The 25,692-nt window shown below is 69.3% G+C and carries 25 protein-coding genes; 7 read left to right on the top strand and 18 right to left on the bottom strand.

Going from position 1 to position 25,692, the window contains the following annotated elements:
• Nucleotides 1-26: 26 nt before the first annotated feature.
• The 8 genes from ACWEVR_RS13245 to ACWEVR_RS13210 form a co-directional block, all read right to left on the bottom strand.
• Nucleotides 27-1,571 carry a substrate-binding domain-containing protein gene (locus ACWEVR_RS13245; RefSeq protein ID WP_452467134.1) on the bottom strand — a complete coding sequence of 515 codons (1,545 nt, stop codon included), beginning with the start codon at nucleotides 1,569-1,571 and terminating at the stop codon, nucleotides 27-29.
• An 86-nt stretch (nucleotides 1,572-1,657) separates the two neighbouring features.
• Nucleotides 1,658-2,686, bottom strand: a complete 1,029-nt coding sequence (locus ACWEVR_RS13240; RefSeq protein ID WP_452467133.1) for a PHP domain-containing protein — start codon at nucleotides 2,684-2,686, stop codon at nucleotides 1,658-1,660.
• Nucleotides 2,687-2,688: 2 nt separating this feature from the next.
• Nucleotides 2,689-3,270: a dihydrofolate reductase family protein gene (locus ACWEVR_RS13235; RefSeq protein WP_067636794.1), complete on the bottom strand. Its 582-nt coding sequence runs from the start codon at nucleotides 3,268-3,270 to the stop codon at nucleotides 2,689-2,691.
• 62 nt (nucleotides 3,271-3,332) lie between these two features.
• On the bottom strand, nucleotides 3,333-4,241 hold the full coding sequence (gene mutM, locus ACWEVR_RS13230) for a bifunctional DNA-formamidopyrimidine glycosylase/DNA-(apurinic or apyrimidinic site) lyase (RefSeq protein WP_452467132.1): 909 nt from the start codon (nucleotides 4,239-4,241) through the stop codon (nucleotides 3,333-3,335).
• A gap of 1 nt (nucleotide 4,242) precedes the next feature.
• Complete coding sequence (rnc, locus tag ACWEVR_RS13225) at nucleotides 4,243-4,962, bottom strand: ribonuclease III (RefSeq protein ID WP_225279164.1); 720 nt, start codon at nucleotides 4,960-4,962, stop codon at nucleotides 4,243-4,245.
• A gap of 22 nt (nucleotides 4,963-4,984) precedes the next feature.
• Nucleotides 4,985-5,167, bottom strand: a complete 183-nt coding sequence (gene rpmF / locus ACWEVR_RS13220) for a 50S ribosomal protein L32 (RefSeq protein ID WP_022565580.1) — start codon at nucleotides 5,165-5,167, stop codon at nucleotides 4,985-4,987.
• A gap of 2 nt (nucleotides 5,168-5,169) precedes the next feature.
• Nucleotides 5,170-5,856, bottom strand: coding sequence for a YceD family protein (locus ACWEVR_RS13215; RefSeq protein WP_067636798.1), 687 nt, complete (start codon nucleotides 5,854-5,856; stop codon nucleotides 5,170-5,172).
• A gap of 76 nt (nucleotides 5,857-5,932) precedes the next feature.
• Complete coding sequence (locus ACWEVR_RS13210) at nucleotides 5,933-6,706, bottom strand: DivIVA domain-containing protein (RefSeq protein WP_067493372.1); 774 nt, start codon at nucleotides 6,704-6,706, stop codon at nucleotides 5,933-5,935.
• Between the two features lie 207 nt (nucleotides 6,707-6,913).
• Between ACWEVR_RS13210 and ACWEVR_RS13205 the strand changes: the two genes are divergently transcribed.
• Complete coding sequence (locus ACWEVR_RS13205) at nucleotides 6,914-7,429, top strand: GtrA family protein (RefSeq protein WP_439268188.1); 516 nt, start codon at nucleotides 6,914-6,916, stop codon at nucleotides 7,427-7,429.
• Here ACWEVR_RS13205 and coaD read toward each other — a convergent pair.
• From coaD to ACWEVR_RS13190, 3 genes are read right to left on the bottom strand one after another with little or no spacing between them, the layout of a single operon-like run.
• A complete protein-coding gene (coaD, locus tag ACWEVR_RS13200; RefSeq protein ID WP_067493370.1) occupies nucleotides 7,426-7,914 on the bottom strand; it encodes a pantetheine-phosphate adenylyltransferase in 489 nt (162 codons plus the stop codon). The two genes, ACWEVR_RS13205 and coaD, sit on opposite strands and share 4 nt — an antisense overlap.
• 3 nt (nucleotides 7,915-7,917) lie before the next feature.
• A complete protein-coding gene (gene rsmD / locus ACWEVR_RS13195) occupies nucleotides 7,918-8,481 on the bottom strand; it encodes a 16S rRNA (guanine(966)-N(2))-methyltransferase RsmD (protein ID WP_452467131.1) in 564 nt (187 codons plus the stop codon).
• Nucleotides 8,478-11,876: a pyruvate carboxylase gene (locus tag ACWEVR_RS13190; RefSeq protein WP_452467130.1), complete on the bottom strand. Its 3,399-nt coding sequence runs from the start codon at nucleotides 11,874-11,876 to the stop codon at nucleotides 8,478-8,480. Before ACWEVR_RS13190 ends, rsmD begins: the two co-directional genes overlap by 4 nt.
• Nucleotides 11,877-12,148: 272 nt before the next feature.
• Between ACWEVR_RS13190 and ACWEVR_RS13185 the strand changes: the two genes are divergently transcribed.
• Entirely contained in the window at nucleotides 12,149-13,573 is a 1,425-nt protein-coding gene (locus tag ACWEVR_RS13185; protein ID WP_084456592.1) for a short-chain fatty acyl-CoA regulator family protein, read from the top strand.
• 136 nt (nucleotides 13,574-13,709) lie between these two features.
• Here the strand turns inward: ACWEVR_RS13185 and recG are convergent, their stop codons facing one another.
• Entirely contained in the window at nucleotides 13,710-15,971 is a 2,262-nt protein-coding gene (gene recG / locus ACWEVR_RS13180) for an ATP-dependent DNA helicase RecG (protein ID WP_452467129.1), read from the bottom strand.
• Between the two features lie 3 nt (nucleotides 15,972-15,974).
• Nucleotides 15,975-18,065: a DAK2 domain-containing protein gene (locus ACWEVR_RS13175; RefSeq protein ID WP_452467128.1), complete on the bottom strand. Its 2,091-nt coding sequence runs from the start codon at nucleotides 18,063-18,065 to the stop codon at nucleotides 15,975-15,977.
• A gap of 292 nt (nucleotides 18,066-18,357) precedes the next feature.
• Here ACWEVR_RS13175 and rpmB point away from each other — a divergent pair, with 292 nt between their 5' ends.
• The 3 genes from rpmB (at nucleotide 18,358) to ACWEVR_RS13160 (ending at nucleotide 19,888) form a co-directional block, all read left to right on the top strand.
• On the top strand, nucleotides 18,358-18,549 hold the full coding sequence (gene rpmB / locus ACWEVR_RS13170) for a 50S ribosomal protein L28 (protein ID WP_011210730.1): 192 nt from the start codon (nucleotides 18,358-18,360) through the stop codon (nucleotides 18,547-18,549).
• A gap of 81 nt (nucleotides 18,550-18,630) precedes the next feature.
• Entirely contained in the window at nucleotides 18,631-19,122 is a 492-nt protein-coding gene (locus ACWEVR_RS13165) for an N-acetyltransferase family protein (RefSeq protein ID WP_452467127.1), read from the top strand.
• Nucleotides 19,115-19,888, top strand: a complete 774-nt coding sequence (locus tag ACWEVR_RS13160) for an enoyl-CoA hydratase/isomerase family protein (RefSeq protein ID WP_452467126.1) — start codon at nucleotides 19,115-19,117, stop codon at nucleotides 19,886-19,888. The genes ACWEVR_RS13165 and ACWEVR_RS13160 overlap by 8 nt, the downstream gene beginning before the upstream one ends.
• 1 nt (nucleotide 19,889) lies before the next feature.
• Here the strand turns inward: ACWEVR_RS13160 and ACWEVR_RS13155 are convergent, their stop codons facing one another.
• From ACWEVR_RS13155 to ACWEVR_RS13145, 3 genes are read right to left on the bottom strand one after another with little or no spacing between them, the layout of a single operon-like run.
• Nucleotides 19,890-20,141 (bottom strand): hypothetical protein, encoded by a 252-nt coding sequence (locus ACWEVR_RS13155; RefSeq protein ID WP_378665866.1) that lies wholly within the window; start codon nucleotides 20,139-20,141, stop codon nucleotides 19,890-19,892.
• Between the two features lie 49 nt (nucleotides 20,142-20,190).
• Entirely contained in the window at nucleotides 20,191-20,874 is a 684-nt protein-coding gene (locus tag ACWEVR_RS13150; protein WP_067493352.1) for a uracil-DNA glycosylase, read from the bottom strand.
• Nucleotides 20,875-20,885: 11 nt separating this feature from the next.
• The gene (locus ACWEVR_RS13145) at nucleotides 20,886-21,890 is read right to left on the bottom strand and encodes a thiamine-phosphate kinase (protein WP_452467376.1); all 1,005 of its coding nucleotides are present in this window, start codon (nucleotides 21,888-21,890) and stop codon (nucleotides 20,886-20,888) included.
• A 120-nt stretch (nucleotides 21,891-22,010) separates the two neighbouring features.
• Here ACWEVR_RS13145 and ACWEVR_RS13140 point away from each other — a divergent pair, with 120 nt between their 5' ends.
• Nucleotides 22,011-22,694, top strand: a complete 684-nt coding sequence (locus ACWEVR_RS13140) for a DUF3515 domain-containing protein (protein WP_452467125.1) — start codon at nucleotides 22,011-22,013, stop codon at nucleotides 22,692-22,694.
• 133 nt (nucleotides 22,695-22,827) lie between these two features.
• On the opposite strand, the gene ACWEVR_RS13135 is transcribed toward ACWEVR_RS13140, so the two are convergent.
• Nucleotides 22,828-23,922, bottom strand: coding sequence for a D-alanine--D-alanine ligase family protein (locus ACWEVR_RS13135; protein WP_067493476.1), 1,095 nt, complete (start codon nucleotides 23,920-23,922; stop codon nucleotides 22,828-22,830).
• Nucleotides 23,923-23,966: 44 nt separating this feature from the next.
• Entirely contained in the window at nucleotides 23,967-24,962 is a 996-nt protein-coding gene (locus tag ACWEVR_RS13130; protein ID WP_452467124.1) for an NAD(P)H-dependent glycerol-3-phosphate dehydrogenase, read from the bottom strand.
• 31 nt (nucleotides 24,963-24,993) lie between these two features.
• Here ACWEVR_RS13130 and cofC point away from each other — a divergent pair, with 31 nt between their 5' ends.
• Nucleotides 24,994-25,665, top strand: coding sequence for a 2-phospho-L-lactate guanylyltransferase (cofC, locus tag ACWEVR_RS13125; RefSeq protein ID WP_452467123.1), 672 nt, complete (start codon nucleotides 24,994-24,996; stop codon nucleotides 25,663-25,665).
• Nucleotides 25,666-25,692 lie beyond the last annotated feature (27 nt).

The raw sequence follows: 25,692 nt of genomic DNA, 5'->3' as shown, positions 1-25,692 counted from the left end.
CTGAGCGACCGATCAGCACACTTCGATTACGGTTCGCATTCTGATCGCTTGGCCAACTCCAGGCAGGCGATGCCGCCGAATTCGGCGACGACGAGCCGCCCGTCACCATAGACGAGATAGTCGACGAATTTCGCGGCTAGCGATCCGGCGGGCATGTTGCCGCCCGGGTAGTCGTGGAAGGCGAATTCCACCGAGTAGAACGGGTAGCTGCGTTCGGCCACATGGGTTTTGGTCGCGGCCTGACCGTTGATGGTCACCGCTCGCAACCCCTCGCCGACCGTCGTCGCCTCGAGATAGCCCACCGCGCCCGGCGTCGCGGCGACCACCTCGGCCATCTCCCCGGTCGAGCCGACCTCGCAGTGCACCAGTCGCGATCTGCCCGCGCAGAATTCGGGATGGTAGAGCGGGCGCTGCCAGTCGAGCAGCCGGGCTTCGAGGGCGAACCGCGACCCCGACCCGTGCTGGCGATCCACCACGACCACGGGCAGATCCGGACCACCGAGCATTCGCCAGTTGTCGATCTCGCCGCGGAACAAGCGCTGGATCTGTGCGGTCGACAGATCGGCGATGCCGAGGTCCGGGTGGGTGACGACGGCGAACGGCGCCACCGCGAAGGGTGTTTCGAACAGATCGGGGAAGGTGTCGCGCTTGGGGCCCTCACCGATGGCGACGGTGTTCGGTGCTTGCTCCGGTTTGTCGAGGACACGCAGACCGTCGCTGGTACCGGCGAAATCGAAGGCGAAGTCGGCACCGGAACAGTGCGTTTCGTAGTTTTCGGCGACCTCGCGGACCATCTTCTCCATGGCGGTGGAGCCGACGAGGGTGAGGTTGCCGTCGGCGCAGTAGCTCGGTGGTGGGTCGGTGCGCGTCAGCGCGACGCCGAGCTGGACCAGGACGAGTATCAGCAGGAAGACGCTCAGCGCGATCAAGGGCCACGATCGCGATCCGCTGCGCGTCGTTTTCGCCCGCTGCGCACTACCGCGCAGGCCCGTCAGCGTCGGCTTGTCGAACGCGGCGAGCCCGCGTTTGTTGTTCAGGACGGCGAGGATCTTGTAGTGGCCCTTACGGTCGATCGGCGCCTTCGGCAGGTCGACGATGCCTTCGAGCGTGTCGCCCGCATCGACGTTGCGCCAACCTATTCCCGACTCCGGCCCGAGGCTGCCCGCGTAGACGCCATCCAGTTCCGTGACCGCGACTGCGACCACCTGACGGCCCGGAAATGTCAGGTGCAGACCGGCTTTCGGAAGCGCGGGGTCGGCAAGGGCGTAATCGTCCTTTTCGATGGGCAGCGACCCGACATTCTCGATGCGCACCAGTGCCAGCGACAACTTGTGCAATTCCAAGTCGTCGCCGCCGGGCGCCCCTGTCTGCAGATTGCGCAATGCCCCGGTGACATCGACCTCGCCCGGCGAACTCGGCGGGGGAAACTGGATCTGCCCGGTCACCGGGGTGTCCATCTGCACCCGGAACCCGATGCGTTTGTAACCGGGGAACACGAACTGCCGCAGGAAGGTCGCGACCGCGACCACCACGCCGAGCACCGACAGCACGATCTCGATCGGAAAGTTCACCAGTCCCCCACGCAACTCGTCCGAATCGAGTTGTATCAGAGGGAAACCCGTCGCCCGGCCGCCGACATCAGCTGTTGGGCAAACCTTCACCCACCGGATTCCGCCGTCCAGGCGAGCAGGTCGTCCAGCGGCCACGTATTGACGACCCGCTCCGCCGTCACCCCGTGCGCGACGGCACGTTCGCATCCGTAGCCCTGCCAGGACAGTTGGCCCGGTGCGTGGGCGTCGGTGTCGATGCTGAAGTAGCAGCCGACCTCGACGGCGAGGTCGATCAGTCGACCGGGCGGGTCACGGCGTTCGGGGCGGCTGTTGATCTCCACAGCCGTGCCGTACTTGCGACAGGCCTCGAAGACGAGTTCGGCGTCGAACCGGGATTCGGGGCGGGTGCCGCGCCCGCCTTCCACGAGCCGGCCGGTGCAGTGGCCCAGCACATCGACATTCGGGTCGGCCACGGCGTAGACCATGCGTTTGGTCATGGTCGCGCTGTCGTCGCGCAGGTGCGAGTGCACGCTGGCGACCACGATGTCGAGCCGTTCGAGCAGGTCGGCGCGCTGGTCGAGGGTGCCGTCGTCGAGGATGTCGACCTCGATGCCGGTGAGGATGCGGAAGGGGGCGAGTTCGTCGTTGAGTTCGGCGATCACGTCGAGCTGACGAAGCAACCGTTCGGCGGACAACCCGTTGGCGACTTTCAGGCGCGGCGAGTGGTCGGTGAGCGCGCAGTACTCGTGGCCGAGTGCGGCGGCCATGCGCATCATCTCGCCGATCGGGCTGCCGCCGTCGGACCAGTCGGAGTGGGTGTGCAGGTCACCGCGCAGCACGGTGCGCAGGGGTTCGCCCGCAGGGCCGATGGGTTCGGCGGCGGCGCGCAGGTCGGCCAGGTAGGCGGGGATCTCACCGGCACAGGCCTGTTCGATGACCGTGGCGGTCTTGGGTCCGATACCGGACAGGTCCTGCCAGCTGTGTTCGGCCGCGCGCAAGGATCTTTCGACCTCCGACAGCCCCTCGACCACGTCGGCGGCCCGCCGGTAGGCCTTCACGCGATGGGTCTGGGCGCGCGATCGTTCGAGCCAGAACGCGATCTCGCGCAGGGCGGCAACCGGATCGAGGCCCGTCATCGCTATCGGATCCGGCCGTATTTGAGGAAGGCGACACCGTCGGAATACACCCGGCTGGTGATCACCCGGAAGCGTTCGGGCTCGGGCAGTTTCATCCCCCCTCCGAACAGCGGCCTGCCGGTACCGAGCAGCACCGGATACAGCTTCAGGAACACCTGATCGATCTCGGGCAGCAGGGTCTGGGCGAGTTCACCGCCACCGCAGAGCCAGATGCCCAGGCCTGCTTGCTTTTTGAGATCGCGTACCGCCGCGACCGGATCGCCCGAGATCACCTCGACACCGGGTGCCGGCGGCTCGGGCATCGTGGTCGACACGACGAACTGGCGCAGATGCTCGTACGGGCTCGCGGTGCCGGTGCGCACCCCGAAGTCGTGGGCCTTGCGCCCCATGATGACGGTGTCGAAGTAGATATTGCCCGCCGCGACCCCGCGCGCCTCGCGCACCTTGGTCGGCAGCGTCTCCGGGTATTGCGAGATGATCGATGGCACGTGATCACCGCCAACCGGGAAGAAGTCCACCGACCCGTCCTCGGCGGCGATGAAGCCGTCGATCGTCGATGCCACGAAATACGTCAGCTTGCGCATACCCGTCCTCCTGGGGACCCCACCTGCGGCAGATCTGTCAGGGAAACGGTATCGCGCGGCGATCAGCGCCGACGAGGCTTCCGCTGACACGTCGGACAGGAAAACGACGAGCGATTCATGAATTGCTCACGGATCAGCAGCGCACCGCACCGGTCGCACGGTTCGTTCTCGCGGCCGTAGGCGGCCAGTGACCGGGAGAAATACCCGGATTCGCCGTTCACGTTCACATACAGCGCGTCGAAGGAGGTGCCGCCGACGGCCAGTGCCTCGGTCATCACGGCGGTGACGGCGTCGAGCAGGGTGCGCAGCGCGGGGCGGGTCAGGCTCGCGGCGATGCGGGTGCCGTGCAAGCCTGCCCTCCAGAGGGCCTCGTCGGCATAGATGTTCCCGATGCCCGAGACCACGGTCTGATCGAGCAGCACCCGTTTGATCTCGGTGTTCTTTGCCCGAATCGCGGCGACGACAGCTTCGCGATCGAAACGCGGATCGAGCGGGTCGCGGGCGATGTGGGCGACCGTGTCGGGGACGACGCTCCCGTCGACCTCGACGAGACCGGCCAGCGACCACCCGCCGAACGTGCGCTGGTCGACGAACCGCAATTCGGCAGCGTCGTCGAGGGTCGCCCGGATGTGGGCGTGCTTCTCGACGGGCGCCGCGGCGGGCTGAACCAACATCTGACCGCTCATCCCCAGATGCACGACCAAGGCCAGGTCCATTGCGGCCGCCGACGTGGTGTCGCCGCTGCCGGTCCGGTGCGGCCGGGCTTCGTCGAAGGTGAGCCAGAGGTACTTGCCGCGACGGTGGGCGGCGTCGATGCGCAGCCCGGTGAGCTGCGCGGACAGGTCGGCCGGACCCGCCACATGCCTGCGCACAGCACGCGGATGGGTGACGGTCACGTCCTTAATGACCCGGCCGACGGCGTGCTCGGCCAGACCGCGCCGCACCACCTCGACTTCGGGAAGTTCGGGCACGTCAGGCTTGGGCGGCTTCGTCCGCGGCGGCGGTCTTCTCGGTGAGCGCCTTGTAGGCGGCACCGGCGGCCTTCTGCTCGGCTTCCTTCTTGGAGCGGCCGACACCCGAACCGTACGGATTCCCGGCGATCACCGTGGTGGCGGTGAACTCCTTGTTGTGATCCGGGCCGGTGGAGGTGATCTCGTAGGCGGGCACGCCGAGACCGCGTTCGGCGGTGAGTTCCTGCAAGCTGGTCTTCCAGTCGAGGCCCGCGCCCATGCGTGGACCGCGCTCGAGGAGATCGGCGAACAGGCGAAGCACCACACCACGCGCGACCTCGATGCCGTGCTCGAGGTGCACCGCACCGAGCAGCGACTCCATACCGTCGGCGAGGATGCTCGGCTTGTCGCGGCCGCCGGTGAGCTCTTCGCCCTTGCCGAGCAGCAGGTATTGACCGAGTCCGCCGTCGCCGAGGCCACGCGCCACTTCGGCGAGCGCGTGCATGTTCACCACACTGGCGCGCAGCTTCGCGAGTTCACCCTCGGACTTCTCCGGGTGCTCGGTGTAGAGGCGTTCGGTGATGCTCAGGCCGAGCACCGAGTCGCCGAGGAATTCCAGGCGCTCGTTGGTCGGCAGGCCACCGTTCTCGTACGCGTACGACCGGTGCGTCAGCGCGAGGCGCAGAAGCTCCGGTCGTACGTCGACACCGAGGGCGGCGAGGAGACTGGCGTGATCGGTCACGTCGCTACGTTTGATCGGACGATCAGACAGCAGCGGTGACCTGGCGGCCCTTGTAGGTACCGCAGGACGGGCACGCGATGTGCGGGAGGGTCTTCTCACCGCAGGCACGGTTCGGGCAGGTCACCAGGGTCGGCGCGACGGCCTTCCACTGGCTGCGCCGCGACCGGGTGTTGGAACGGGACATCCGGCGCTTGGGAACAGCCACGGCTACTTCTCCTCTTGGTTTTCGCTGACCACACGGGCGTCGTCTGCCCCGGGAGCGGATCGGTCTTGGGGGGTGGAACCCTCGGCGGGATCGCCGGTGCCGGGCGCCTCGGTGGCGAACGATGCCAACTTGGCCCAGCGGGGATCCAGTATCTCATGCCCATGATCGGGACCGGCAATCGCCATCCGCACACCGCATTCGGGGCACAGGCCCGCGCAGTCCGGCGTGCACAGCGGCTGCAGCGGAAGCTCCAGCCCGATGGCGTCGAGAATCACCGGCTCGAGGTCGATGAGGTCGTCTTCCATGCGGTAGACCTCGGCGTCCTCGGTCGTCTGCTCGGTCTTGCTGTCCGGATACGCGAACAGTTCCGTCAGACGAACCTCGACCCGGTCCTCGAACGGCTCGAGGCAGCGCGAGCACTCCCCGACCGTCGGCCCGGACACCGTGCCGGTGACCAGCACGCCCTCCGAGACGGCCTGCAACTGCAGGTCCAGGTCCACCTCGGCGTCGGCCGGGATGGCGATCAGGTCGAGACCCATCCGCTCGTGCTCGGTGACGGTGCGCCGCACCTCCCGCATGGTTCCCGGCCGACGGCCGAGATTGCGGACATCCAGCACGAAACCCGCGTCGGACACAGGACCGTTGCTGGTCTTGTGCGGACGCGAAGGCGAACCGGAACGGGCGGACATCACAGACTCACTTCTGCTGAGGGGATCGTGGGCAACCACTCAACAGTAATGCAGGACCCCGCCCGAATTCAAAACGTCACCGGCGGTGCTCGGCGGCGTATTCGGGATAGTCGGGCGCCGGAGCGCCGCGCATGTGCCTGCGGCCCCGGGTGATCGTGCGCCGGGTGGTGGTGAGCGTCTCCTCGAGTGCGGCGAGTTTGCCGTCGAATTCGGCCATCCGCTGATCGACGTATTCGTCGCATTCGGCGCGGACCCGGTCGGACTCGGCCTGTGCCTCGTCGATCAGGCGCGCGGACTCGGCGTGCGCGGCCCGCACCACCTCGGTCTGCGAGACCAGCCGGGCCTGCTCGGCCTCGCCGTCGGCGACCGAGCGTTCGTAGGAGGCCTTGCCCGCCTCGATGGCGCGGTCGGCATCGATCTGGGCGCGGCCGGTGAGTTCGTCGTACTCGGCGTTGCCGTCGGCGACCACCTGATCGGCCTCGGCCTGCGCGGCGGCGACGAGCCGGTCGGCGTGCGCGGTGGCCTCGGCGACCATGCGGTCGGCGTGGGCTTTGGCGTCGGCCAGGATCCGGTCGGCCTCGGCGCGGGCGTCCTCGACGGTGGTGCGAGCCTGTTCGTTGGCGGAGGTGATGGTGGTCTCGGCGCCCGCGCGGGCGTCGCCGACGATCTTGTCGCGGTGGTCGAGCACGTCCTGGGCGTCGTCGAGTTCACCGGGCAGGGCGTCACGGACGTCGTCGAGGAGTTCGAGGACGTCGCCTCGAGGCACGATGCAGCTGCGGGTCGGCGGGATGCCGCGCGCCTCCTCGACGATGGCGACGAGCTCGTCGAGTGCTTCGAATACGCGATACATGCTCACTACCCTCCTGCGGACTCACGGCGAAAACGGCTACCGCCGTGCCCAGTCTGCCCGTGATCGGCCGGTGTGCCGAATGTCGGCGCGGTGTGTCGCGACAGTGTCCGAGATCGCACGAATATCAAGTGGAGTGCAACCCTCCACTTCGCTACGATCGAAGGGCACGACAACGGCGTCGACGCCTGTACCGCGATCGGAGCGATCATGACCGTCCTGGAAACACCGAAGTATCCGGTGACGAGCGTTTTCACACCCTGGTTCGCCCCGTACCCGACGACGATGCCCGCCGCACCCGCGGCCCACCCTCGGCTCGACCGCGCCCTCGAGTACCTGCGCGGCGACCGCGCCTTCCCCCAGCTCATCCGCTTCGCCCTGGTCGGCGGTGCCAGCAATATCGCCTACGTGCTGCTGTTCTTCACGATGATCGGCACGGGCCCGCTGGTGGCCAATGTGGTCGGCTCGATCGTGAGCACCGTGATCGCCAACGAATTGCACCGTCAGCTCACCTTCCACGCCGCCGATCGCGTCGGCTGGTTCACCGCGCAGTGGGAAGGTGGTGGGCTCGCCCTGCTCGGGCTGGTCATCACGACGGCGAGCCTCGGCGCGCTCGGCGTCTGGGCCCCCGGTCTCGGCGATGTCGCCCAAGCGCTGGCCGTACTCACCATTACCGCCGCGGTCGGCGGTCTGCGCTTCCTGGCGCTGCGCGGCTTCGTCTTCTAGCCGCGCCGCTCGGCCAGGCGGTCGAGGAGGCGCTTGTGGACGGCCGGGGGGAGCATGTCGGTGACGTCGCCGCCGTAGGCCGCTACTTCCTTCACCAGAGAGCTGGACAGGAAGCTCAGTGACGGGTTGGTGGCGATGAAGAAGGTGTCCACGCCCGCCAGTTTGTGGTTCATCTGGGCCATCTGCAGTTCGTAGCCGAAGTCTCCCGCGTCGCGCAGGCCCTTGACGATCGCCGTGACGCCCTCCTGCTTTGCGAAGTCGACGGTGAGTCCCTGCCACGACGCGACGCGGACGTTGGGCAGGTGAGCCACCGATTCGCGCAGCAGTTCCATGCGCTCCTCGACGGTGAACATGCCCTGCTTCTTGGGGTTCACCATCACGGTGACGATGACCTCGTCGAATTGCGCGGCGGCGCGGGTGAACACGTCGAGGTGACCGTTGGTGACCGGGTCGAAGGAACCGGGGCACAGTGCTGCAGCAGCCATAGCTCAGACGCTAGCACCGAACTCGGCGAGCTCGATCCTGGTCTCCCCGTATTTGCGTGCCTTCAGCACCGAATACCCTGCGGGCCAGGTGATTTCGGGCGATCGGATGGAACGTTCCACCACCACGAGCGCCTCGGGGGCGAGCCAGCCGTGTTCGGCGAGGGCACGCAGGTCGGCGGTGACGTCGTCGGTGCTCACGTCGTAGGGCGGGTCGGAGAACACCACGTCGTAGGCCACGGGAGCCGGACGCGCCAGTACCGAGGCGACGCTGCCGAGCCGCAGTTCGGCGCCGGGCAGGTTCAGCTCGGCGATATTGGCGCGCACTACCGCACCAGCCTTGCGATCGGCCTCGATCAGCAGCGCCTGGGACGCGCCGCGCGAGAGGGCTTCGAGCCCGAGCGCGCCCGATCCGGCGTACAGGTCGAGTACCCGTGCGCCGTCGAGATCGAGCCGGGCGTCGATCGCGCTGAACAACGCCTCACGCACCCGGTCGGAGGTGGGCCGGGTACCGGCGGGCGGCACCGCGAGGCGCCGCCCGCCTGCCACACCGGCGATGATGCGGGTCATTCCGACTCGCGCGCGGCCAGTTCCACCAGCAGATCCCCACCTTCGACCTGCTGCACCTTGGCGGTGGCGATGCGCCGGACCACACCGGCGCGCGGCGCGGTGATGGCCGCCTCCATCTTCATGGCCTCGATGGTGCCGACGGTGTCCCCGGCGTTGATGGTGTCGCCCTCGGTGACCGCGAGGGTCACCACACCGGCGAACGGTGCCGCGATGTGACCGGGGTTGTTCTTGTCGGCCTTCTCGGCGGCGGGCACCTCGGAGGCGACCGACCGGTCACGCACCGCGATCGGGCGCAGCTGCCCGTTCATGATGCACATGACCGTGCGCATGCCCTTCTCGTCCGGCTCGGAGATGGCTTCCAGGCCGATGAGCAGGGTGACGCCCTTCTCCAGCTGCACGCGGTGCTCCTCGCCGCGGCGCAGACCGTAGAAGAACTGGTTCTCCGACAGGCCGGTGGTGTCGCCGTACTTGTCGCGGTGGGCCAGGAATTCGGCGGTCGGGCCGGGGAACAGCAGCCGGTTGAGGGTGGCGCGCCGTTCTTCGGAGGTGCCGTCGAGCCCGGCCTGATCCGCCGGGGTGAGCGGGGTTTCCGGCTTGGGTTCGTTGCGGCCGGCCAGGGCCTTGCTGCGGAACGGTTCGGGCCAGCCACCGGCTGGTTCGCCGAGTTCGCCGCGCAGGAACCCGATCACCGAGTCCGGGATGTCGTAGCGGCCGGGGTCGGCGGCGAAGTCCTCGATGTCGACACCGGAACCGACCAGGGCGAGGGCCAGGTCGCCGACGACCTTCGACGACGGCGTCACCTTGATGAGGCGGCCGAGCAACCGGTCGGCCGCCGCGTACTTGGCCTCGACCTCCTCGAACCGGTCACCGAGGCCGAGCGCGATCGCCTGCTGACGCAGGTTCGACAGCTGGCCGCCGGGGATCTCGTGGGTGTACACGCGCCCGGTCGGTGCGGGCAGCCCCGACTCGAACGGCGCGTACACCTTGCGCAGCGCCTCCCAGTACGGCTCGAGATCGCACACGTTCTGCAGGTTCAGGCCGGTATCGCGCTCGGTGTGCGCGGCCGCGGCGACGATCGCCGACAGCGCGGGCTGCGACGTGGTACCCGCCATCGCGGCGCTCGCGCCGTCGACCGCGTCGGCACCGGCCTGCCAGGCGGCGAGGTAGGTGGCGAGCTGGCCGCCGGGTGTGTCGTGGGTGTGCACGTGCACGGGTAGATCGAAGTTGCTGCGCAGCGCGGTGACCAGCTTCGCGGCCGCCGGTGCGCGCAGCAGACCGGCCATGTCCTTGATGGCCAGCACGTGGGCGCCCGCGTCGACGATCTGTTCGGCCAGCTTCAGGTAGTAGTCGAGCGTGTAGAGCTGTTCGTCGGGGTTGAGCAGGTCGCCGGTGTAGGACATGGCGACCTCGGCGATCGAGGTGCCGGTCTCGCGGACCGCGTCGATGGCCGGGCGCATCTGGTCGACATTGTTGAGCGCGTCGAAGATGCGGAAGATGTCGATGCCGGTGGTGGCGGCCTCGGACACGAACGCCCGCGTCACCTGCTCCGGGTACGGCGTGTAGCCGACGGTGTTGCGGCCGCGCAGCAGCATCTGCAGGCAGATGTTCGGCACCGCCTCGCGCAGTGCGGCGAGGCGCTCCCACGGATCCTCGTGCAGGAAGCGAAGCGCCACATCGTAAGTCGCGCCGCCCCACGCTTCGATCGACAGCAGCTCGGGGGTGAGCCGGGCGACGTGGCCCGCCACACCGAGCAGGCCGTTGGTGCGCACCCGGGTGGCGAGCAGCGACTGATGCGCGTCGCGGAAGGTGGTGTCGGTGACGCCGACGGCCTTCTGCTCGCGCAGGGCCTTCGCGAAACCTTCCGGTCCGAGAGCGAGCAGCCGCTGCCGCGAACCGTCCGGCGGCGGCACCGTCAGGTCGACGGCGGGCAACTTGTCGTAGGGGTACACCGTGGTCGGGCGGTCACCGTTGGGCTTGTTGACGGTGACATCGGCCAGGTAGGTCAGGATCTTGGTGCCACGGTCGGCCGACCCGCGCGAGGTGAGCAGTTCGGGGCGCTCGTCGATGAACGAGGTGGTCACCCGGCCCGCCTGGAAATCGGGGTCGTCGAGCACCGACAGCAGGAACGGGATATTGGTCGTCACGCCACGGATGCGGAACTCGGCCAGCGCGCGGCGGGCACGAGCGGCGGCGGCGGGCAGGTCGCGGCCGCGGCAGGTGAGCTTGACGAGCATGGAGTCGAAGTAGGCGCCGATCTCCGCGCCCAGGTTCGCGCCGCCGTCGAGCCGGATGCCCGCGCCGCCGGGCGTGCGGTAGGCGGTGATGCGCCCGGTGTCGGGACGGAAACCGTTGGCCGGGTCCTCGGTGGTGATGCGGCACTGCAGCGCGGCGCCGCGGATCGCCACCTCGTCCTGGCTCAGGCCCAGGTCGGCGAGGGTTTCCCCGGCGGCGATGCGCAACTGCGACTGGACCAGGTCGACATCGGTGATCTCCTCGGTCACCGTGTGCTCCACCTGGATGCGCGGGTTCATCTCGATGAACACGTGGTTGCCGCGCTCGTCGAGCAGGAACTCGACGGTGCCCGCGTTGCTGTACCCGATCTGGCGGGCGAAGGCGACGGCGTCGGCGCAGATCCGCTCGCGCAGCGCCGGGTCGAGGTTCGGGGCGGGCGCGAGCTCGATGACCTTCTGATGGCGGCGCTGCAGCGAGCAGTCGCGCTCGAACAGGTGCATCACATTGCCGTGCTGGTCGGCCAGGATCTGCACCTCGATGTGGCGTGGGTTCACCACCGCCTGCTCGAGGAACACCGTGGGGTCGCCGAACGCCGACTCGGCCTCACGCGAGGCCGCTTCGATCGACTCGCGCAGCTGCTCGGGCGCGGCGACCCGGCGCATACCGCGCCCGCCACCACCGGCCACGGCCTTGACGAAGATCGGGTACTCGAGCTGCTCGGACGCGGCGAGCAACTCGTCGATGTCGGCACTCGGTTCACTCGACTTCAGCACCGGCAGACCGGCGGCCCGGGCGGCCTCGATCGCGGTCGCCTTGTTGCCCGCCATCTCCAGCACCTGGGCCGACGGGCCGATGAACGTGATGCCCTCGCGTGCGCAGGCCGCGGCGAGGTCGGGGTTCTCCGACAGGAATCCGTAGCCGGGGTAGATGGCGTCGGCGCCCGCGCTCTTGGCCGCGTCGATGATCGCCTCGATCGAGAGGTATGCCCGGACCGGGTGCCCCTCCTCGCCGATCTGATACGACTCGGCCGCCTTCAGCCGGTGGACGGAGTTGCGGTCCTCGTGCGGGAAGACCGCGACCGTTCCGATGCCGAGTTCGTAGGCCGCGCGGAAGGCACGGATAGCGATCTCGCCGCGATTGGCGACCAAGACTTTCGAGAACATTGGACCACGGTACCCGGCCGCATCGACCCGTCCGGCACGCAAGGTGGGTTCGCAGCATTCTTCACCGCCGCCCCCGCCCACCTGCGAACCGGCGGTTACGCGGCCGTCACATCTCACCGCCGCGTGCCGCCTCCGGTGCGATCGGCGCCGACGACCGCTTCGCATGTTACGCACGAGTAATCCAGGGCAGAATCCCTTGCGGGACTGCACTTCTCCTAGGGCATTCCACACTTTCAGCGAACATTGCGAACCGGCGGCGCTAGGATCCTGGCGTGCGGAAGATGTACGCGGGGGCCAGACTTCGACGGCTACGCGAAGAACGACGGATGACCCAGGCCGCGCTGGCCAAATCGCTCGATCTCTCGCCGAGTTACCTCAACCAGCTCGAGCGCGATCAGCGTCCGCTCACCATTCCCGTTCTGCTGAAACTGAATTCGACCTTCGACCTGGACGTGCAGTTCTTCGCCGCCGATTCCGACGCGCGGCTGGTCTCGGACCTGCACGAGGTGCTCGTCGAGGCGGCGGGCGGCGGCGACACCGCACCGATCACCGAGGTGGAGGAGCTGGCCACCCGGCTGCCGGAGGTGGCGCGGATCGTCATCGCCATGCACCGGCGGCTGCGCGCGGCCACCGATCAACTCGATCTGCTCTCCTCCCGCGTCGACACCCCGACCGGCGCGCCGGGCACACCGCTGCCCTACGAGGACGTCCGGGACTTCTTCTACGACCACCGCAACCACATCGCCACCCTCGATCACGCCGCCGAGCAGCTGTTCGAGGAATCGGGGCTGAGCATCGGTTCGCTTGACCGGCAGCTGGCGCGGATCGCCGAGGAACGGGCGGGCGTCACTGTGCTCGTGCGAGGCGACGGCGCCGACCCGTCAATCCCCAAACGCCACTACGACCCGGATACCCGAACGCTCACCCTGGCCCGGCGGCTGCGGCCCGGGCAGCGCGCGTTCCAGATCGCGTCCACTCTCGGCCTGCTGCTCTACGGCCGCGAGATCGACAATGTGCTCGCCGAATCCCGGGCCCTGGTCGGGGAGTCGCGCACGCTGGCGCGGGTGGGGCTGGCCAACTACTTCGCCGGGGCGCTGATCCTGCCCTACGGGCGGTTCCTGCGGTCGGCCGAGGAACTGCGCTACGACGTCGACCTGCTCGGGTTGCGATTCGAGGTGGGGTTCGAAACGGTGTGCCATCGGCTGGCGACGCTGCAACGACAGGGTCAGCGCGGGGTGCCGTTCTTCCTGGTACGCACCGACCGTGCGGGCAACATCTCGAAACGTCAGTCGGCCACGGCTTTTCATTTCTCCCGCGTCGGCGGCAACTGCCCGCTGTGGGTCACCCACGAGGCCTTCGCCCACCCGGGACGCATCCTCACACAGGTCGCGGAGATGCCCGACGGGCGCCGCTATCTGTGGATCGCGCGCACCACACCCGCCACGGCACAGGGATACGGCACCGCGGCGAAGAACTTCGTCGTCGCGCTCGGGTGCGATATCGAGTACGCCGATCGGCTGGTGTACTCGCAGGGGATGCAGGTGGACGACCCGAATATCGCCGTGCCGATCGGGGCCGGGTGCAAGGTGTGCGAGCGGCCGGCCTGCCCGCAGCGGGCGTTCCCTCAGATCGGCCGGCCGCTGGCGGTCGCCGAGCACACGGCGACCGACCTGCCGTACCCACGTCTGCCGCGGTGAACCCTGGGCGGGCGCGCCGGTCGACCCCTGCGCCGAGCCTCGGCGGCTGGTAGGCCGTGCGGGCGGTTTCGCGACATCGCCCGCGCCGAACGTCAGTGCGGGGCGCCGGGCAAACCGCGTGGTCCTCTCGGAACTCCTAGGACTTGGCGAGGTACTCGAGTCGTTCGCCGTCGACAGCGGCGTTCATCATTCCCGCCAGGCCTGGGTGTTTCTCCAAGCCCGGGTCCTCGGCGACGATCCGGCGGGCCAGATCCTGGGCGGCGGTGATGACTTCGAGGTCGTCGAGCAGGGAGAGCAGGCGCAGCGAGCGCGCGGTGCCGGACTGGGCCGAGCCGAGCACGTCGCCCTCCCGGCGCTGGCGCAGGTCCAGTACCGACAGTTCGAAGCCGTCGGTGGTGGCGGCGACCGCTTCCAACCGGGCCATCGCGGTGCCGCCGGGTGCGGCATCGGTGACCAGCAGGCACAGGCCGGGGTGTTTGCCGCGGCCGATGCGCCCGCGCAACTGGTGCAGCTGGCTCACGCCGAACCGGTCGGCGTCGACGATCACCATCACGGTGGCGTTCGGCACATCGACACCGACCTCGACGACGGTGGTGCACACCAGCACGTCGATCGCGCCGTCGTTGAACTGGCGCATCACGTGGTCTTTCTCGTCGGACGGCAGCCGTCCGTGCAGTAGTCCCACGCGCACACCCGCGAGCGGCCCGGTACTCAGCGTCTCGTACATGTCGACCGCGGCCTGAGTCGTCGGGCCCTCCTTCTCTTCGGCCTTCTTCCCCTTGGCCGGTGGCGCGTCCGGATCCTCGCCGATGCGCGAGCACACCACATAGGCCTGCCTGCCCTGGCCGACCTCTTCCACGATGCGCTCCCATGCCCGCTCGACCCAGGCGGGATGCAGTTTGCGCGCAACGACTTTCGACGTGATCGGCGAACGCCCCCTGGGCAACTGGGTGAGCGTGGATGTTTCCAGATCACCGAGGGTCGTCATCGCGATCGTGCGCGGGATGGGGGTTGCGGTCATGACGAGCAGATGCGGACTCACGCCGCCTTTGGCCTTGGCGCGCAGTGCGTCTCGCTGCTCCACGCCGAAACGGTGCTGTTCGTCGACCACCACGAGACCGAGGTCGAAGAACTCGACCGCGTCCTGGATGAGGGCATGGGTGCCGATGACGATGCCCGCTTCACCGGTCACCGCGTCGAGCAGCGCGGACTTCTTCGCCGCCGCCGACATGGAGCCGGTGAGTAACACCACCTTGGTCGAGTTCTCGGCGGCGCCGAGTTCGCCCGCGGTGCCGAGATCGCCGAGCATCGCCCGCAGCGACCGGTAGTGCTGTGCGGCAAGGACTTCCGTCGGGGCGAGCAGGGCGCACTGGCGACCGGCGTCCACCGCTTGGAGCATGGCGTGCAGGGCGACGATCGTCTTGCCCGAACCCACCTCGCCCTGGAGCAGGCGATGCATGGGGCGGGTGCGTGACATGTCGTCGGAGATCTCGTCGATCACCTGACGCTGGCCTTCGGTGAGTTCGAAGGGCAGTCGCTGGTCGAAGTCGGCGGCGATGCCGTCGGTGCGTGGCGGGCAGGCGGGCGCGGTGCGGCCCTCCACCTCGTGCCGGCGTTCGGCCAGCACCAACTGTAGGGCGAGGGCCTCGTCGAAACATAGACGGTCCCTTGCCCGCTCGATATCGAGCTTGTGTTCGGGCAGGTGGATCAGGCGAAGCGCGTCCGACACCTCGAGCAGGTTGCGCTCCTCGCGCAGGTCGGCCGGGAGCGGGTCGTCGATCGGGTCGAGCTGGTCGAGGACCTGCCGGATACAGGCCAGCAGATCCCAGCTCTGCACCTTCGCCGTCGCCGGATACACCGGGACGAACTCGCGCTCGAAGAACGAAGCGTCCACTCCCCCGGCACCTTTGGCGCTCTGGGCCAACCCGCGCAACGCACCGCTGCCGCGCACCGACGTGAGCTGCTCCACGCCCGCCTCGGCCTTGTCGGGCAAGATCAGGTAGTCGGGGTGCGAGAGGTTCCAGCGGTCGGGTCGCCACCAGTGCACGGTGCCCGACATCATCGCCCGCACACCATCTTTCACCAGATAACGGACCTTGTCACCGTTGAAGAAGGTGGCCTCGATCGGCCGGGCGGCGCCGGTGTCGAGCTGCACCTTCAGCAGCGAGCCGCGGCGGTTCTTCATCGGGCGCAGTTCGGTTTTCGTGATCCGGCCGATGACGGTGATGTGGGCGCCCTCTTCCGGTTCCTCCTCCGTCAGCGGCTGGCCCTGGGTGGCGTAGCGCGCCGGGTAGTGCCGCAGCAGGTCTTCGACGGTGGTCATGTCGAAGGCTTCGGCCAGGCGGTCGGCGGCCTTTACGCCGAGTACGTGGTCGAGCCGGTCGCTCAGTGTCGTCATCGTCTACTCGACCCCAATCTGCACCAGATCCGCTTGCTGCCCACCGGAATACACCACCACATCCACGCCGGGGAATCCGGCGCGCACATGATCGGCGAGAATCTGCCCCAGTTCGTGCCCGGCGCCCGCGCCCATCAGCAAGGTCACCAATTCCCCGCCGAGACCGAGCATCCGGTCGAGCAAGATGCGTCCCGCGCCGACCACGTCCGGGTCGATCACCACCACATCCTCGCCGACAAGGCCCAAACCGTCACCGGGAGAACAGGTTCCGACCATCGTCAGCGCGCGCACCCGGGCTGCACGCAGCGCACCCCAGCGGGTGGTCGCCGCCGCCTCGGACATGGCGAAGGCGTCGTCGACGGCGATCCGCCCCCGATCGTGCACCGCGAGCGCGGCGAGCCCCTGCACCATCGATGCGCTCGGCAACAACAGCACGTCGCGCGAACCGTCACGCGCGGCCACACCGACGGCGACCAATTCCTGTGCCGACAGCGCACCGTTGGGCAGCACCAGCACCTCGCGGTGCGGCATCGCCCGGATCGTCCGCAGGAGGATGTCGGCGTCGAAGGCCTCGTCCTCGCGCAACACCACCGCGCCCGCGTCCTCGAAAAGCTCCACCGCATCAGCACCGGCCACAACGGCGACGACCCCTCGGTCAGCGAGCCCATCGATGGAAAGGGTGGTTCGCCCCACCGAGCTCGCGTCGACCGGAGCCGACTCCGGGTGGTCGCCGACGCCGTTGTGCGCGGTGACGGCGAAGCTTTCGATCCGGATGGCGCTCAACGTCCCGACCGCGAGCCCCGCCTCGATGGCCGCGCCCGCGTCACGGCAGTGCACATGCGCCGACCAGGTGGTATCCCCGTCACCGACCACGACGACGGAATCACCGAGCACCGCCAATCGCTCCCGCAATACCCCCGCGCCTAAGTCATCCGTGCCGGAGATCACATACATGACCTCGAAATGCGGGTCGGCGCCGCGGCCCCGGTCCTCGTCCCCTCGTAGACCGTCGCGTTCTCCGCGCACTCCGTCACGACCACAAAACGACTCGTCCAGTTCGCCGCCCGGCCCGCCCTCAACCCCGCGCGCCTCGTCATCCCGGCGTCCCGCCGCCTCGTCATCCCGGCGCCCCGCCGCCTCGTCATTCCAGCGCCCCGGCGCCTCGTCGTGGTCACCGCACGTCCCGGCGTGTGCGCCGAACCCACGACCACCGAGCGACGCACCGCGATCGCGCCGGGCATCGGCCCCACCCGCATGCGTGCCGACCGACCTGGGCAGCTGCCCCCCACCACGACCGCGCTCGGAAGCGCTGATCGACTGCCCGTGCCGACGCTCCGCACCCACTGCCGGTGACGCGCCGCTACCTCGCTCACGGGCGTAGGTATGACGTTCGGGAGCCACACCGCACACCTCGGCGACGAGGCAGTCCAGCAGAACCAGCAGACCGCGCGCACCGGCGTCGACCACGCCCGCAGCCCGCAGCACACCCAGTTGGGCGGGCGTCTCGTTCAGCGCGCGAGCCGCGCCGTCGGCCGCCGCCTTCGCCACACTCTCCAGCGAGGAGGCTCCGGACTCGGCGGCAGCGACGGCAGCCCGATCGAGCACCGTCAGAATCGTGCCCTCCACCGGCGCACTCAGCCCCTGCCGAACCAGCACCGCCGCCCGCCGCAACGCCACCCGCAACCGCTCCCCGGTCAGCGGACCGGCCACCACCGCCTCGGCGATTCCCCGCAATACCTGCGAAAGAATGATCCCGGAATTGCCCCGCGCCCCGGCCGTGGCGCCACGGGCCAGCGCCTTCGCCACCTCCCCTGCCCGGCCATCGCCCAGCGCGCCGCCGCACGAGTCGGTCGCATAACGCGTCTGCCCGAGCCCGGGCCGCACGCGCGACCGCTCCTGCGCATCGCCGTCGGTCTCGGCGGCAGCGAGGGCGGCCCGCATCGTGGCCAGGAGGTTGGTTCCGGTGTCGGAATCGGCGATGGGGAAGACGTTGAGGGCGTCGATCTCGGATCGGCGGGACTCGAGGCCCGCGCAGCAGGACCTGGCCCACGACAGCAGCGCGGCGCCGTCGAGCGCCTCGGGCACCTGCGTCACCGTCACCTCGTTCCCCGTCGGCCGTGCTCGCCCGCCGAGCATCGCAGCCAGGTTAGCGCCAGCGACCGACAGCAGTACCCTGACCACGGACGCACCCCGTGTCCGCGCCGTCGAGCAGGACACCCGGTTTGGAAGTTCCCGGCCGGGCCCGCTACGCTTGCAGGGTTGCCTCGTGCGGCCTCGACAGGTCTGCGCTGGCCGATGCAAGTCGGCAAGGCATTTGACGACATCAGTTTCCGGTTCAGCGGCACACGTGCGCGCTGACCGCTTATGACATGAAGGAGCTCGCGACATGGCTGCCGTTTGCGACGTCTGCGCCAAGGGCCCCGGTTTCGGGAAGTCGGTCTCGCACTCGCACCGGCGCACCAACCGTCGCTGGAACCCGAACATCCAGACCGTGCGTGCGCAGGTTGCCCCTGGCAACACCCGCCGGATGAACGTGTGCACCTCCTGCCTGAAGGCGGGCAAGGTCGTTCGCGGCTGATTTCCGGCCCGTACATTCTGCCGACAGTGCCCCGGCACCCTTCATGGGTTGTCCGGGGTTTTGTCGTCGAACGGGTGATTCGTGGTTGAGTGGCGGATCGTCCCGGCGGGCGCCGCGCACATCACCGCGCTCGCGGCCTGCCACATCGCCAGTTGGCGGGAGGCCTACGACTCGCTGGTCCCCGCCCACCTGCTGGCCGCATTCGATCTCGACAGTTCGGCGATCACCTGGGAACGCCGCCGCACCGACGACCGCTATCGGCTGCTCGTCGCCTGCCACGGCGACGACCTGATCGGCTTCGCCGCCGCGTCCCGACAGCCGACCGGCAGCGAGCTGGAAGCGCTGTACGTGCGCGCCGCCTGGCACGGCACCGGCGTCGCCGACGACCTGCTCGCGGCCACCGTTCCCGATGCGCCCTGCACGCTGTGGGTGCTCGGCGACTATCCGCGCGCGCACGCCTTCTACCGCAGGCACGGCTTCACCGATACGGGCCTGCGCCGCACCGACCCCTTCACGCTGCTGCCCGAACAACAGTGGCGGCGCGCCCCTCGCTACTGTGACGGGCATGAGTAGCGAACCGGTCGTCGTCGACGGCGTACTGCACCTGACCATCGCGACCGCGGCCGCGGGCACCTCCCTCGATTTCGACCTGATCAACGCGGGCACCGCCGCCCTGCGTTCGCTCGGCGACGAGGTGGGCGCGATCCTGATCACCGGTGCGGGTGCCAACTTCTGTGCAGGCGGCAATGTCCGCCACTTCGCCGGTGCCGACGACCGAGGCGCTTTCCTGCACGAGCTGGCCACCCAGCTGCACGATTTCGTGCGCGCCCTGACCGCCGCACCCATCCCGGTCGTCGCGGCGGTGCACGGCTGGGCGGCCGGTGCCGGCATGAGCCTGGTCTGCGCGGCCGACATCGCCATCGGCGGGCCGTCGACCCAGATGCGGCCCGCCTACCCCGGCATCGGCTTCACCCCCGACGGCGGGATGTCGTGGTCGCTGCCGCGCATCGTCGGTGCCGGCCGGGCCCGCGAGATCCTGTTGACCGACGCCGTGATCGGCGCCGAGCAGGCCGAACGACTCGGGCTGCTCAGCCGGATCGTCCCCGACGACGAGATCCGCACCGAGGCCCTGCGCGTGGCCACCGGCTTCACCACCGGCCCCCGCGCCGCCTACACGGCCATGAAAAAGCTGCTGGCCCAGTCGCCGACGGCAACATTGGACCAGCAGCTCGACGCGGAACGCGACAGCATCGCCGCCGCCGCGAACAGCAGCACCGGGCGCGAAGGCGTCGACGCCTTCGTCGCCAAGCGCAAGCCGGACTATCGCGGAGTCAATTGACTCAGCACGCAGCGCCGAGGGCGCTGAAGGTGTTCTGCAGGAGGCAGGTGATCTTGGCGTTGACGCCGGAGGAGATGGTCGAGGTGCCGGTGGAGGTCCATTCCTCGCCGACGGGGCTGGTCGCGACCGGGGTCGCCTGCTCGTTGTAGGGCTCGAGCTGCAGGCCCGCAGCCGAGGCCGAGCCCGCGCCCGCGGTGATGGCGGCGGCGACGGCGGCGGTCGCCAGTGCGGCGCGAACGGTTGTGGTGTGCATCCGGTTGTGCTCCTTCATCATTTTCTTCTCGTGCGGGCGGCACCCCGGGTCAGGGCAACCGCCAGTCGACAGGATCTGCGCCGAGTTCGTCGAGCAGTTCGTTGACCCGGGAGAAGGGTCGCGACCCGAAGAACCCGCGCGAGGCGGACAGCGGCGAGGGGTGTGCCGATTCGATGTAGGGGACCTCGGCGGCGACCAGGGTCGGCTTCAGTGAGCCCGCGTCCCGGCCCCACAGCACGGCGACGAGCGGTTCGTCGCGGTCGACGAGCGCGCGAATCGCCTGCTCGGTCACCGCTTCCCAGCCCTTGCCACGATGTGAGGCCGGAGTGCCGGGGGTGACGGTGAGCACTCGGTTCAGCAGCAGCACACCCTGATCCGACCACGGGCTCAGGTCGCCGCACTTGGGCGTATCGAAGCCGAGGTCCTTGGTGTACTCGGCGAAGATGTTGGACAGGCTGCGCGGGATCGGCGAAACATCCGGCGCGACAGAGAAACTCAGTCCCATCGCGTGGCCGGGAGTCGGGTAGGGGTCCTGGCCGACGATCAGCACGCGCACCGCGTCGAACGGGCGCCGGAACGCGCGCAGCACGTTCTCCCCGGCGGGTAGATATCCGCGTCCGGCGGCGTTCTCCGCGCGCAGGAACTCACCCATCTCGCTGATGCGGTCGGCAACCGGTTCCAGGGCCCGGGCCCAGCCCGGGTCGATGATCTCCGACAGTGGTTTGGCACCCATGACCGCACAACCTATCGTTTGCCGGGCTCGGCCGTGGCGCCTGCCCCACGGAACGATTCCCACCCGGTGGCACCGGCGGGCCGCGCACCGTCGACGGTGACGCCGCTGCCTGCGGTAACGACCCCGATCGGCCGCCAGCCCGGCGGCAGCGCGGTCGCGGGCGACCACGTGCCGACGAACGCGTGGTCCTCTCCCCCGGCCAGAATCCATTGCCCCGCATCGGCTTCGAGCCGGGCGGCGAGGGCGTCGAGTTCAGGGTCGGTGAGGCCGGCGGCGTGCACGTCGATCGCGACGCCGGAGGCGGCGGCGAGGTGGCCGAGGTCGGCGAGCAGCCCGTCGGAGACATCGGTGAGGGCGTTGGGGATGTGGACGCCGAACACATCGATCACCTCGGAGTAGGGCGGCTGCGGAACCCGGTGTGCCGCCAGCGCGTGCGCGAAGGCCGGATCGGAAACATCTGCCCCGCCGGACAATACGGCCAGACCCGCGGCCGACCAGCCGAGTTCGCCTGCGACAGCGACGATATCGCCCTCGACCGCACCGGAGCGGGTGAGCGCACCCTGCCCACCGAGATCACCGAACGCGGTCACCGAGATCACCAACTGCTCGCTGTGCACGAGGTCGCCGCCCGCGATGGAACCGCCGGCCCGCACGGCCTCGGTCCACATGCCGTCGGCGATGCCCTCGACGACCCGTACCGGAGTGTCGCCGGGACAACCGAGCGCGACCACGAAGCCGGTGGGACGCGCGCCCATCGCCACCACGTCGGCGGCGTTCTGCGCGATCGCCTTGCGCCCGATATCGGCGGGCGTCGACCAGTCGAGCCGGAAGTGCCTGCCCTCCACGAGCATGTCGGTACTCACCACGAACCGGCCGTCGGGCGCGGCGAGCAGCGCGGCGTCGTCGCCCGGGCCGAGCAGCACGTGCGCGGCCTGCTCGCGACCGGCGTTGATCCGGTCGATCAAGGCGAATTCACCCAGCTCACGCACCGTCTGCGAACGGCTGTCCTCGCTGATGACCCACTCCTTCCCGCTGTGCTCCCGACCGACGAAATCGCCACGACGGTACCCTTTCGGAGGCGATCGGGCACCACCGACGGTGCGCGGCGCAGGCGACGAGGAAAGGACCACGCGGCTATGGCGGAATCGTCGGACCCGACAGCGGACGATCGCGACGAGGCGACCGGGCCCGAGGACACTGCCGAACCGTCAGCCCTCCGCAAAGCCACTCCAGGAGCGGAGCCGCCCGATCACCCTGACGACGAGAGCGCCGACGACACACCGGCCGCCGACAGCCAGTACTCCCCCGCGCTGATCGCCACCGCTGTCGCCCTGCCCATCGTGCTGATCGTGGGCGTGCTCGTGGCCGCCTTCCTGATCCTGCGCGCCCCCGTCGAACGCGAACCGCTCGCGCTGGGACCGGTCCCCGCCCCCGCCGCCGACGGCCCCGCCTGCGCGGCCCTGCTGCCCGCCCTGCCCGCCGACCTGGGCGACTACACCAAATCCACCCTCGCCGAACCGGCCCCGCCCGCCACCCGCGCCTGGCAACTGCCCGAAGGCGGGGAGCCGATCGTGCTGCGCTGCGGCCTGGACCGGCCACTCGAATTCAACCGTGCCTCACCGCTGCAGGAGGTCGACGGGGTGAAGTGGTTCCAGGTTCGCGACGAGACGGCCAAGACGGGCACGTGGTTCGCCGTCGATCGCGAAACCTACATCGCCCTGACGGTCCCCGACGGGTCGGGCACAGCCGCGGTGCAAACGGTCTCCGACACGATCACCGCGACCCTCCCCGCCCAACCGATCAACCCTGGGGAGTTGTGACATTGGCGGCTGGCGCCGCGGGATTTTCGGCCCGGAAGGCCTCGAATCCGAGGGGCGATACTTCGGCTTCGCCGTTACGTCTCGCCCCTCGGATTCGAGGCGGCCGAAAATCCTTGGTTGTTCTGCTGCGGGGTCAGCGCAGGCCGGTGCCTCGGGCTACGGCGGTTTCGATGAGGGTGGAGACCAAGGTCGGGTAGTCGATGCCGGTTGCTTCCCACATGCGGGGGTATTGGGAGATGGGGGTGAAGCCGGGCATGGTGTTGATCTCGTTGATCACCGGGCCGTCGGCGGTGAGGAAGAAGTCGACTCGTGCCAGGCCCTGGCAGTCCAGGGCGCGGAAGGCACGCACCGACAGGGCGCGGATCTCGTCGGCGACGGCGTCGTCGAGCTTGGCGGGCACGTCGAATTCGCACACGTCGTCGAGGTATTTGGTGGCGAAGTCGTAGAACTCGGGGGCGGCGGCGTCGGCGTCGGGCATGCGGATCTCGGAGACGACGCTGCCGCGCACGTCGCCGTCGGCGAATTCGAGGACGCCGCATTCGACTTCACGCCCGACGATGCCCGCCTCGACGATCACCTTGGGGTCGTGGGCGCGGGCGGTGGCGACGGCGTCGTCGAGGGCCGACCAGTCGGTGATCTTGGTGATGCCGATGGACGAACCGCCGCGCGCGGGTTTCACGAAGGCGGGCAGGCCGATGCGGTCGCGTTCCTCGGCGGTCATGGTCTGCGTGCCGGGACGTAACACCACTTGCACACCGACCGGAAGCGATTCGGCGGCCAGCAGTTTCTTGGTGAATTCCTTGTCCATCCCGGCAGCGCTGGCCAGCACCCCGGCACCTACATAGGGCACCCCGGCCAGCTCGAGCATGCCCTGCAGGGTGCCGTCCTCGCCGAACGGGCCGTGCAGGATGGGGAAGACCACATCGACGGTGCCGAGCGTGGCGGTCGGATCGTCCAAAGCGACGAGCGCGCCGGAACGGCCGGGATCGGCGGCCAGGGTGAGCGCGGTTCCCGCGGCATCGACGGCGGGCAGTTCGCCGTGGCTGAGCGTGAGTTCGCCGATCCCCTCGGCAAGCACCCAGCTGCCGGTGGTGGTGATCCCGATGGGCACCACCTCGTAGCGCCGCGGATCGAGGTTGCGCAGGACGCTGCTCGCCGACACACACGAGACGGCGTGCTCGCTGCTGCGCCCGCCGAACACCACAGCTACCCTGATCCGTTCCGTCATGAACGTCACCGTAGTAGGTTCGCGCCGCCGCGGCGGCATCGGCCTTATTCGGGTTTCATGCGCCTGCCGAGCAGGCTGCCGACGGCCTCGTTCACCGAAAGTCCCTCGTGGCACACCTTGTGCACCGCGTCGGTCAACGGCATCTCCACCTGGTGTTCGGCCGCGAGCGACCGCACCGATGTGCACGACTTCACACCCTCGGCGACCTGACCGTTGGTCGCCTCCTGCGCGGCCTGCATCGACCCGCCCTGTCCGAGCACATACCCGAAGGACCGGTTGCGCGACAGCGGCGAAGTACAGGTGGCGACGAGGTCACCCACGCCGGCGAGCCCGGCCAGCGTCACCGGTTGCGCACCGAGCGCCACCCCCAGCCGCATCACCTCGGCCAGCCCGCGGGTGATGAGACTGGCCACGGAGTTGTCGCCGAGTCCCATGCCCGAGGCGATGCCGCAGGCCAGGGCGATGACGTTCTTGCACGCGCCGCCGATCTCGCAGCCGACCACATCGGTATTGGTGTAGGGCCGGAAATAGCCGGTGGCACAGGCATGTTGGGCCTGCTGTGCGCGTTCGGTGTCGGTGCAGGCGATCACGGTGGCCGCGGGCTGGCGTTCGACGATCTCGTGGGCGAGATTGGGCCCCGACAGCACCGCGATGCGGCCCTGTTCGGCGCCGGTCACCTCCGCGATCACCTGGCTCATCCGCAGCAGCGTCCCGGTCTCGATGCCCTTGGCCAGGCTCATCAGCGTGGCATCGGCGCCGATATCGTCCTTCCAGTGGCCCAGATTGGCCCGCAGGGACTGCGACGGCACCGCGAGCACGACCAGATCCGCGCCGTCGAGCGCGATCCGGTGATCGTGGGTGGCGCGCACGGGCGGCAACTGCACGCCCGGCAGGTAGAACGGATTCTGATGCTCGGTGTCGAGCGCGCGAGCCACCTCTTCGCGCCTGGCCCAGATCGTCACCTCGGTACCCGCCTCGGCCAACACCTTCGCGAATGCCGTACCCCACGACCCAGCACCCATAACCGCAGCCCTCGTCATCAGCCCAATATGCCATGCAAGGATCGAGACCATGCACACCGTGCACGCCGTGATGGCGGTCAAGCACCGAGACCGGGCCAAGAGCCGGTTGTCGGCCGTGCTCAGCGCCGACCAGCGCGCCCGGCTGGTGCTCGCCATGTTCGCCGACACCGTCGAGGCGGCCGCCGCCGTGCCCGCGATCGGTTCGCTGACCGTCGTCACTCCCGACGCCGTCGTCGCCGCCCGCGCACGCGAACTCGGCGCGCACGTCCTGGCCGAGCCGCCCGTCGACCGCGACCCCCTCAACACCGCCCTCACCGCCGCGGCCGAGGACGTGCGCCACCGCAGTGGCCCGGTCCGCCTGCTCGCCCTGCAGGCAGACCTGCCCGCCCTGCGCACCGCCGAACTCACCGACTTCCTCGCTGTCGCGCCCGCCACCCGCGCGGTGGTGATCGATCACACGGGGACCGGCACTTCGGCATTGCTGGCCGGTACCGCACCGGATGCGCTGGCACCACGTTTCGGCCCCGATTCGGCCCGCGCCCACCGCGAGTACGGCGCCGTCGTCGTGCCCGGCCACTGGCCGGGCCTGCGCTGTGACGTCGACACACCCGAGGATCTGGACGCCGTGCGCGCGCTCGGCGTCGGCGTCCACACCGCCGACGCGCTGCGGGAGTTCGGAATCACCACCACCGAAGCGATCGGCGTCCACACGGTGTGCTAGCCGGTCGCCGCACCAGGAGTTCACCCG

It is taken from the genome of Nocardia sp. NPDC003979 (assembly GCF_053605015.1).
Note: the sequence above shows the minus strand (reverse complement) of the source record. Positions and strands in the feature narration are given on the sequence as shown.

Excerpts from the sequence above, each read along its gene's own strand:
- ACWEVR_RS13215 (WP_067636798.1), bottom strand. The coding sequence starts at position 5,856 with ATGTCCGCCCGTTCCGGTTCGCCTTCGCGTCCGCACAAGACCAGCAAC.
- ACWEVR_RS13205 (WP_439268188.1), top strand. The coding sequence starts at position 6,914 with ATGACCGTCCTGGAAACACCGAAGTATCCGGTGACGAGCGTTTTCACA.
- rsmD (WP_452467131.1), bottom strand. The coding sequence starts at position 8,481 with ATGACCCGCATCATCGCCGGTGTGGCAGGCGGGCGGCGCCTCGCGGTG.
- rpmB (WP_011210730.1), top strand. The coding sequence starts at position 18,358 with ATGGCTGCCGTTTGCGACGTCTGCGCCAAGGGCCCCGGTTTCGGGAAG.
- ACWEVR_RS13155 (WP_378665866.1), bottom strand. The coding sequence starts at position 20,141 with ATGCACACCACAACCGTTCGCGCCGCACTGGCGACCGCCGCCGTCGCC.
- recG (WP_452467129.1), bottom strand. The coding sequence starts at position 15,971 with ATGACGACACTGAGCGACCGGCTCGACCACGTACTCGGCGTAAAGGCC.
- ACWEVR_RS13160 (WP_452467126.1), top strand. The coding sequence starts at position 19,115 with ATGAGTAGCGAACCGGTCGTCGTCGACGGCGTACTGCACCTGACCATC.
- ACWEVR_RS13140 (WP_452467125.1), top strand. The coding sequence starts at position 22,011 with ATGGCGGAATCGTCGGACCCGACAGCGGACGATCGCGACGAGGCGACC.
- ACWEVR_RS13190 (WP_452467130.1), bottom strand. The coding sequence starts at position 11,876 with ATGTTCTCGAAAGTCTTGGTCGCCAATCGCGGCGAGATCGCTATCCGT.
- coaD (WP_067493370.1), bottom strand. The coding sequence starts at position 7,914 with ATGGCTGCTGCAGCACTGTGCCCCGGTTCCTTCGACCCGGTCACCAAC.
- cofC (WP_452467123.1), top strand. The coding sequence starts at position 24,994 with ATGCACACCGTGCACGCCGTGATGGCGGTCAAGCACCGAGACCGGGCC.
- ACWEVR_RS13150 (WP_067493352.1), bottom strand. The coding sequence starts at position 20,874 with ATGGGTGCCAAACCACTGTCGGAGATCATCGACCCGGGCTGGGCCCGG.
- ACWEVR_RS13135 (WP_067493476.1), bottom strand. The coding sequence starts at position 23,922 with ATGACGGAACGGATCAGGGTAGCTGTGGTGTTCGGCGGGCGCAGCAGC.
- ACWEVR_RS13130 (WP_452467124.1), bottom strand. The coding sequence starts at position 24,962 with ATGACGAGGGCTGCGGTTATGGGTGCTGGGTCGTGGGGTACGGCATTC.
- ACWEVR_RS13235 (WP_067636794.1), bottom strand. The coding sequence starts at position 3,270 with ATGCGCAAGCTGACGTATTTCGTGGCATCGACGATCGACGGCTTCATC.
- ACWEVR_RS13240 (WP_452467133.1), bottom strand. The coding sequence starts at position 2,686 with ATGACGGGCCTCGATCCGGTTGCCGCCCTGCGCGAGATCGCGTTCTGG.
- ACWEVR_RS13210 (WP_067493372.1), bottom strand. The coding sequence starts at position 6,706 with ATGTATCGCGTATTCGAAGCACTCGACGAGCTCGTCGCCATCGTCGAG.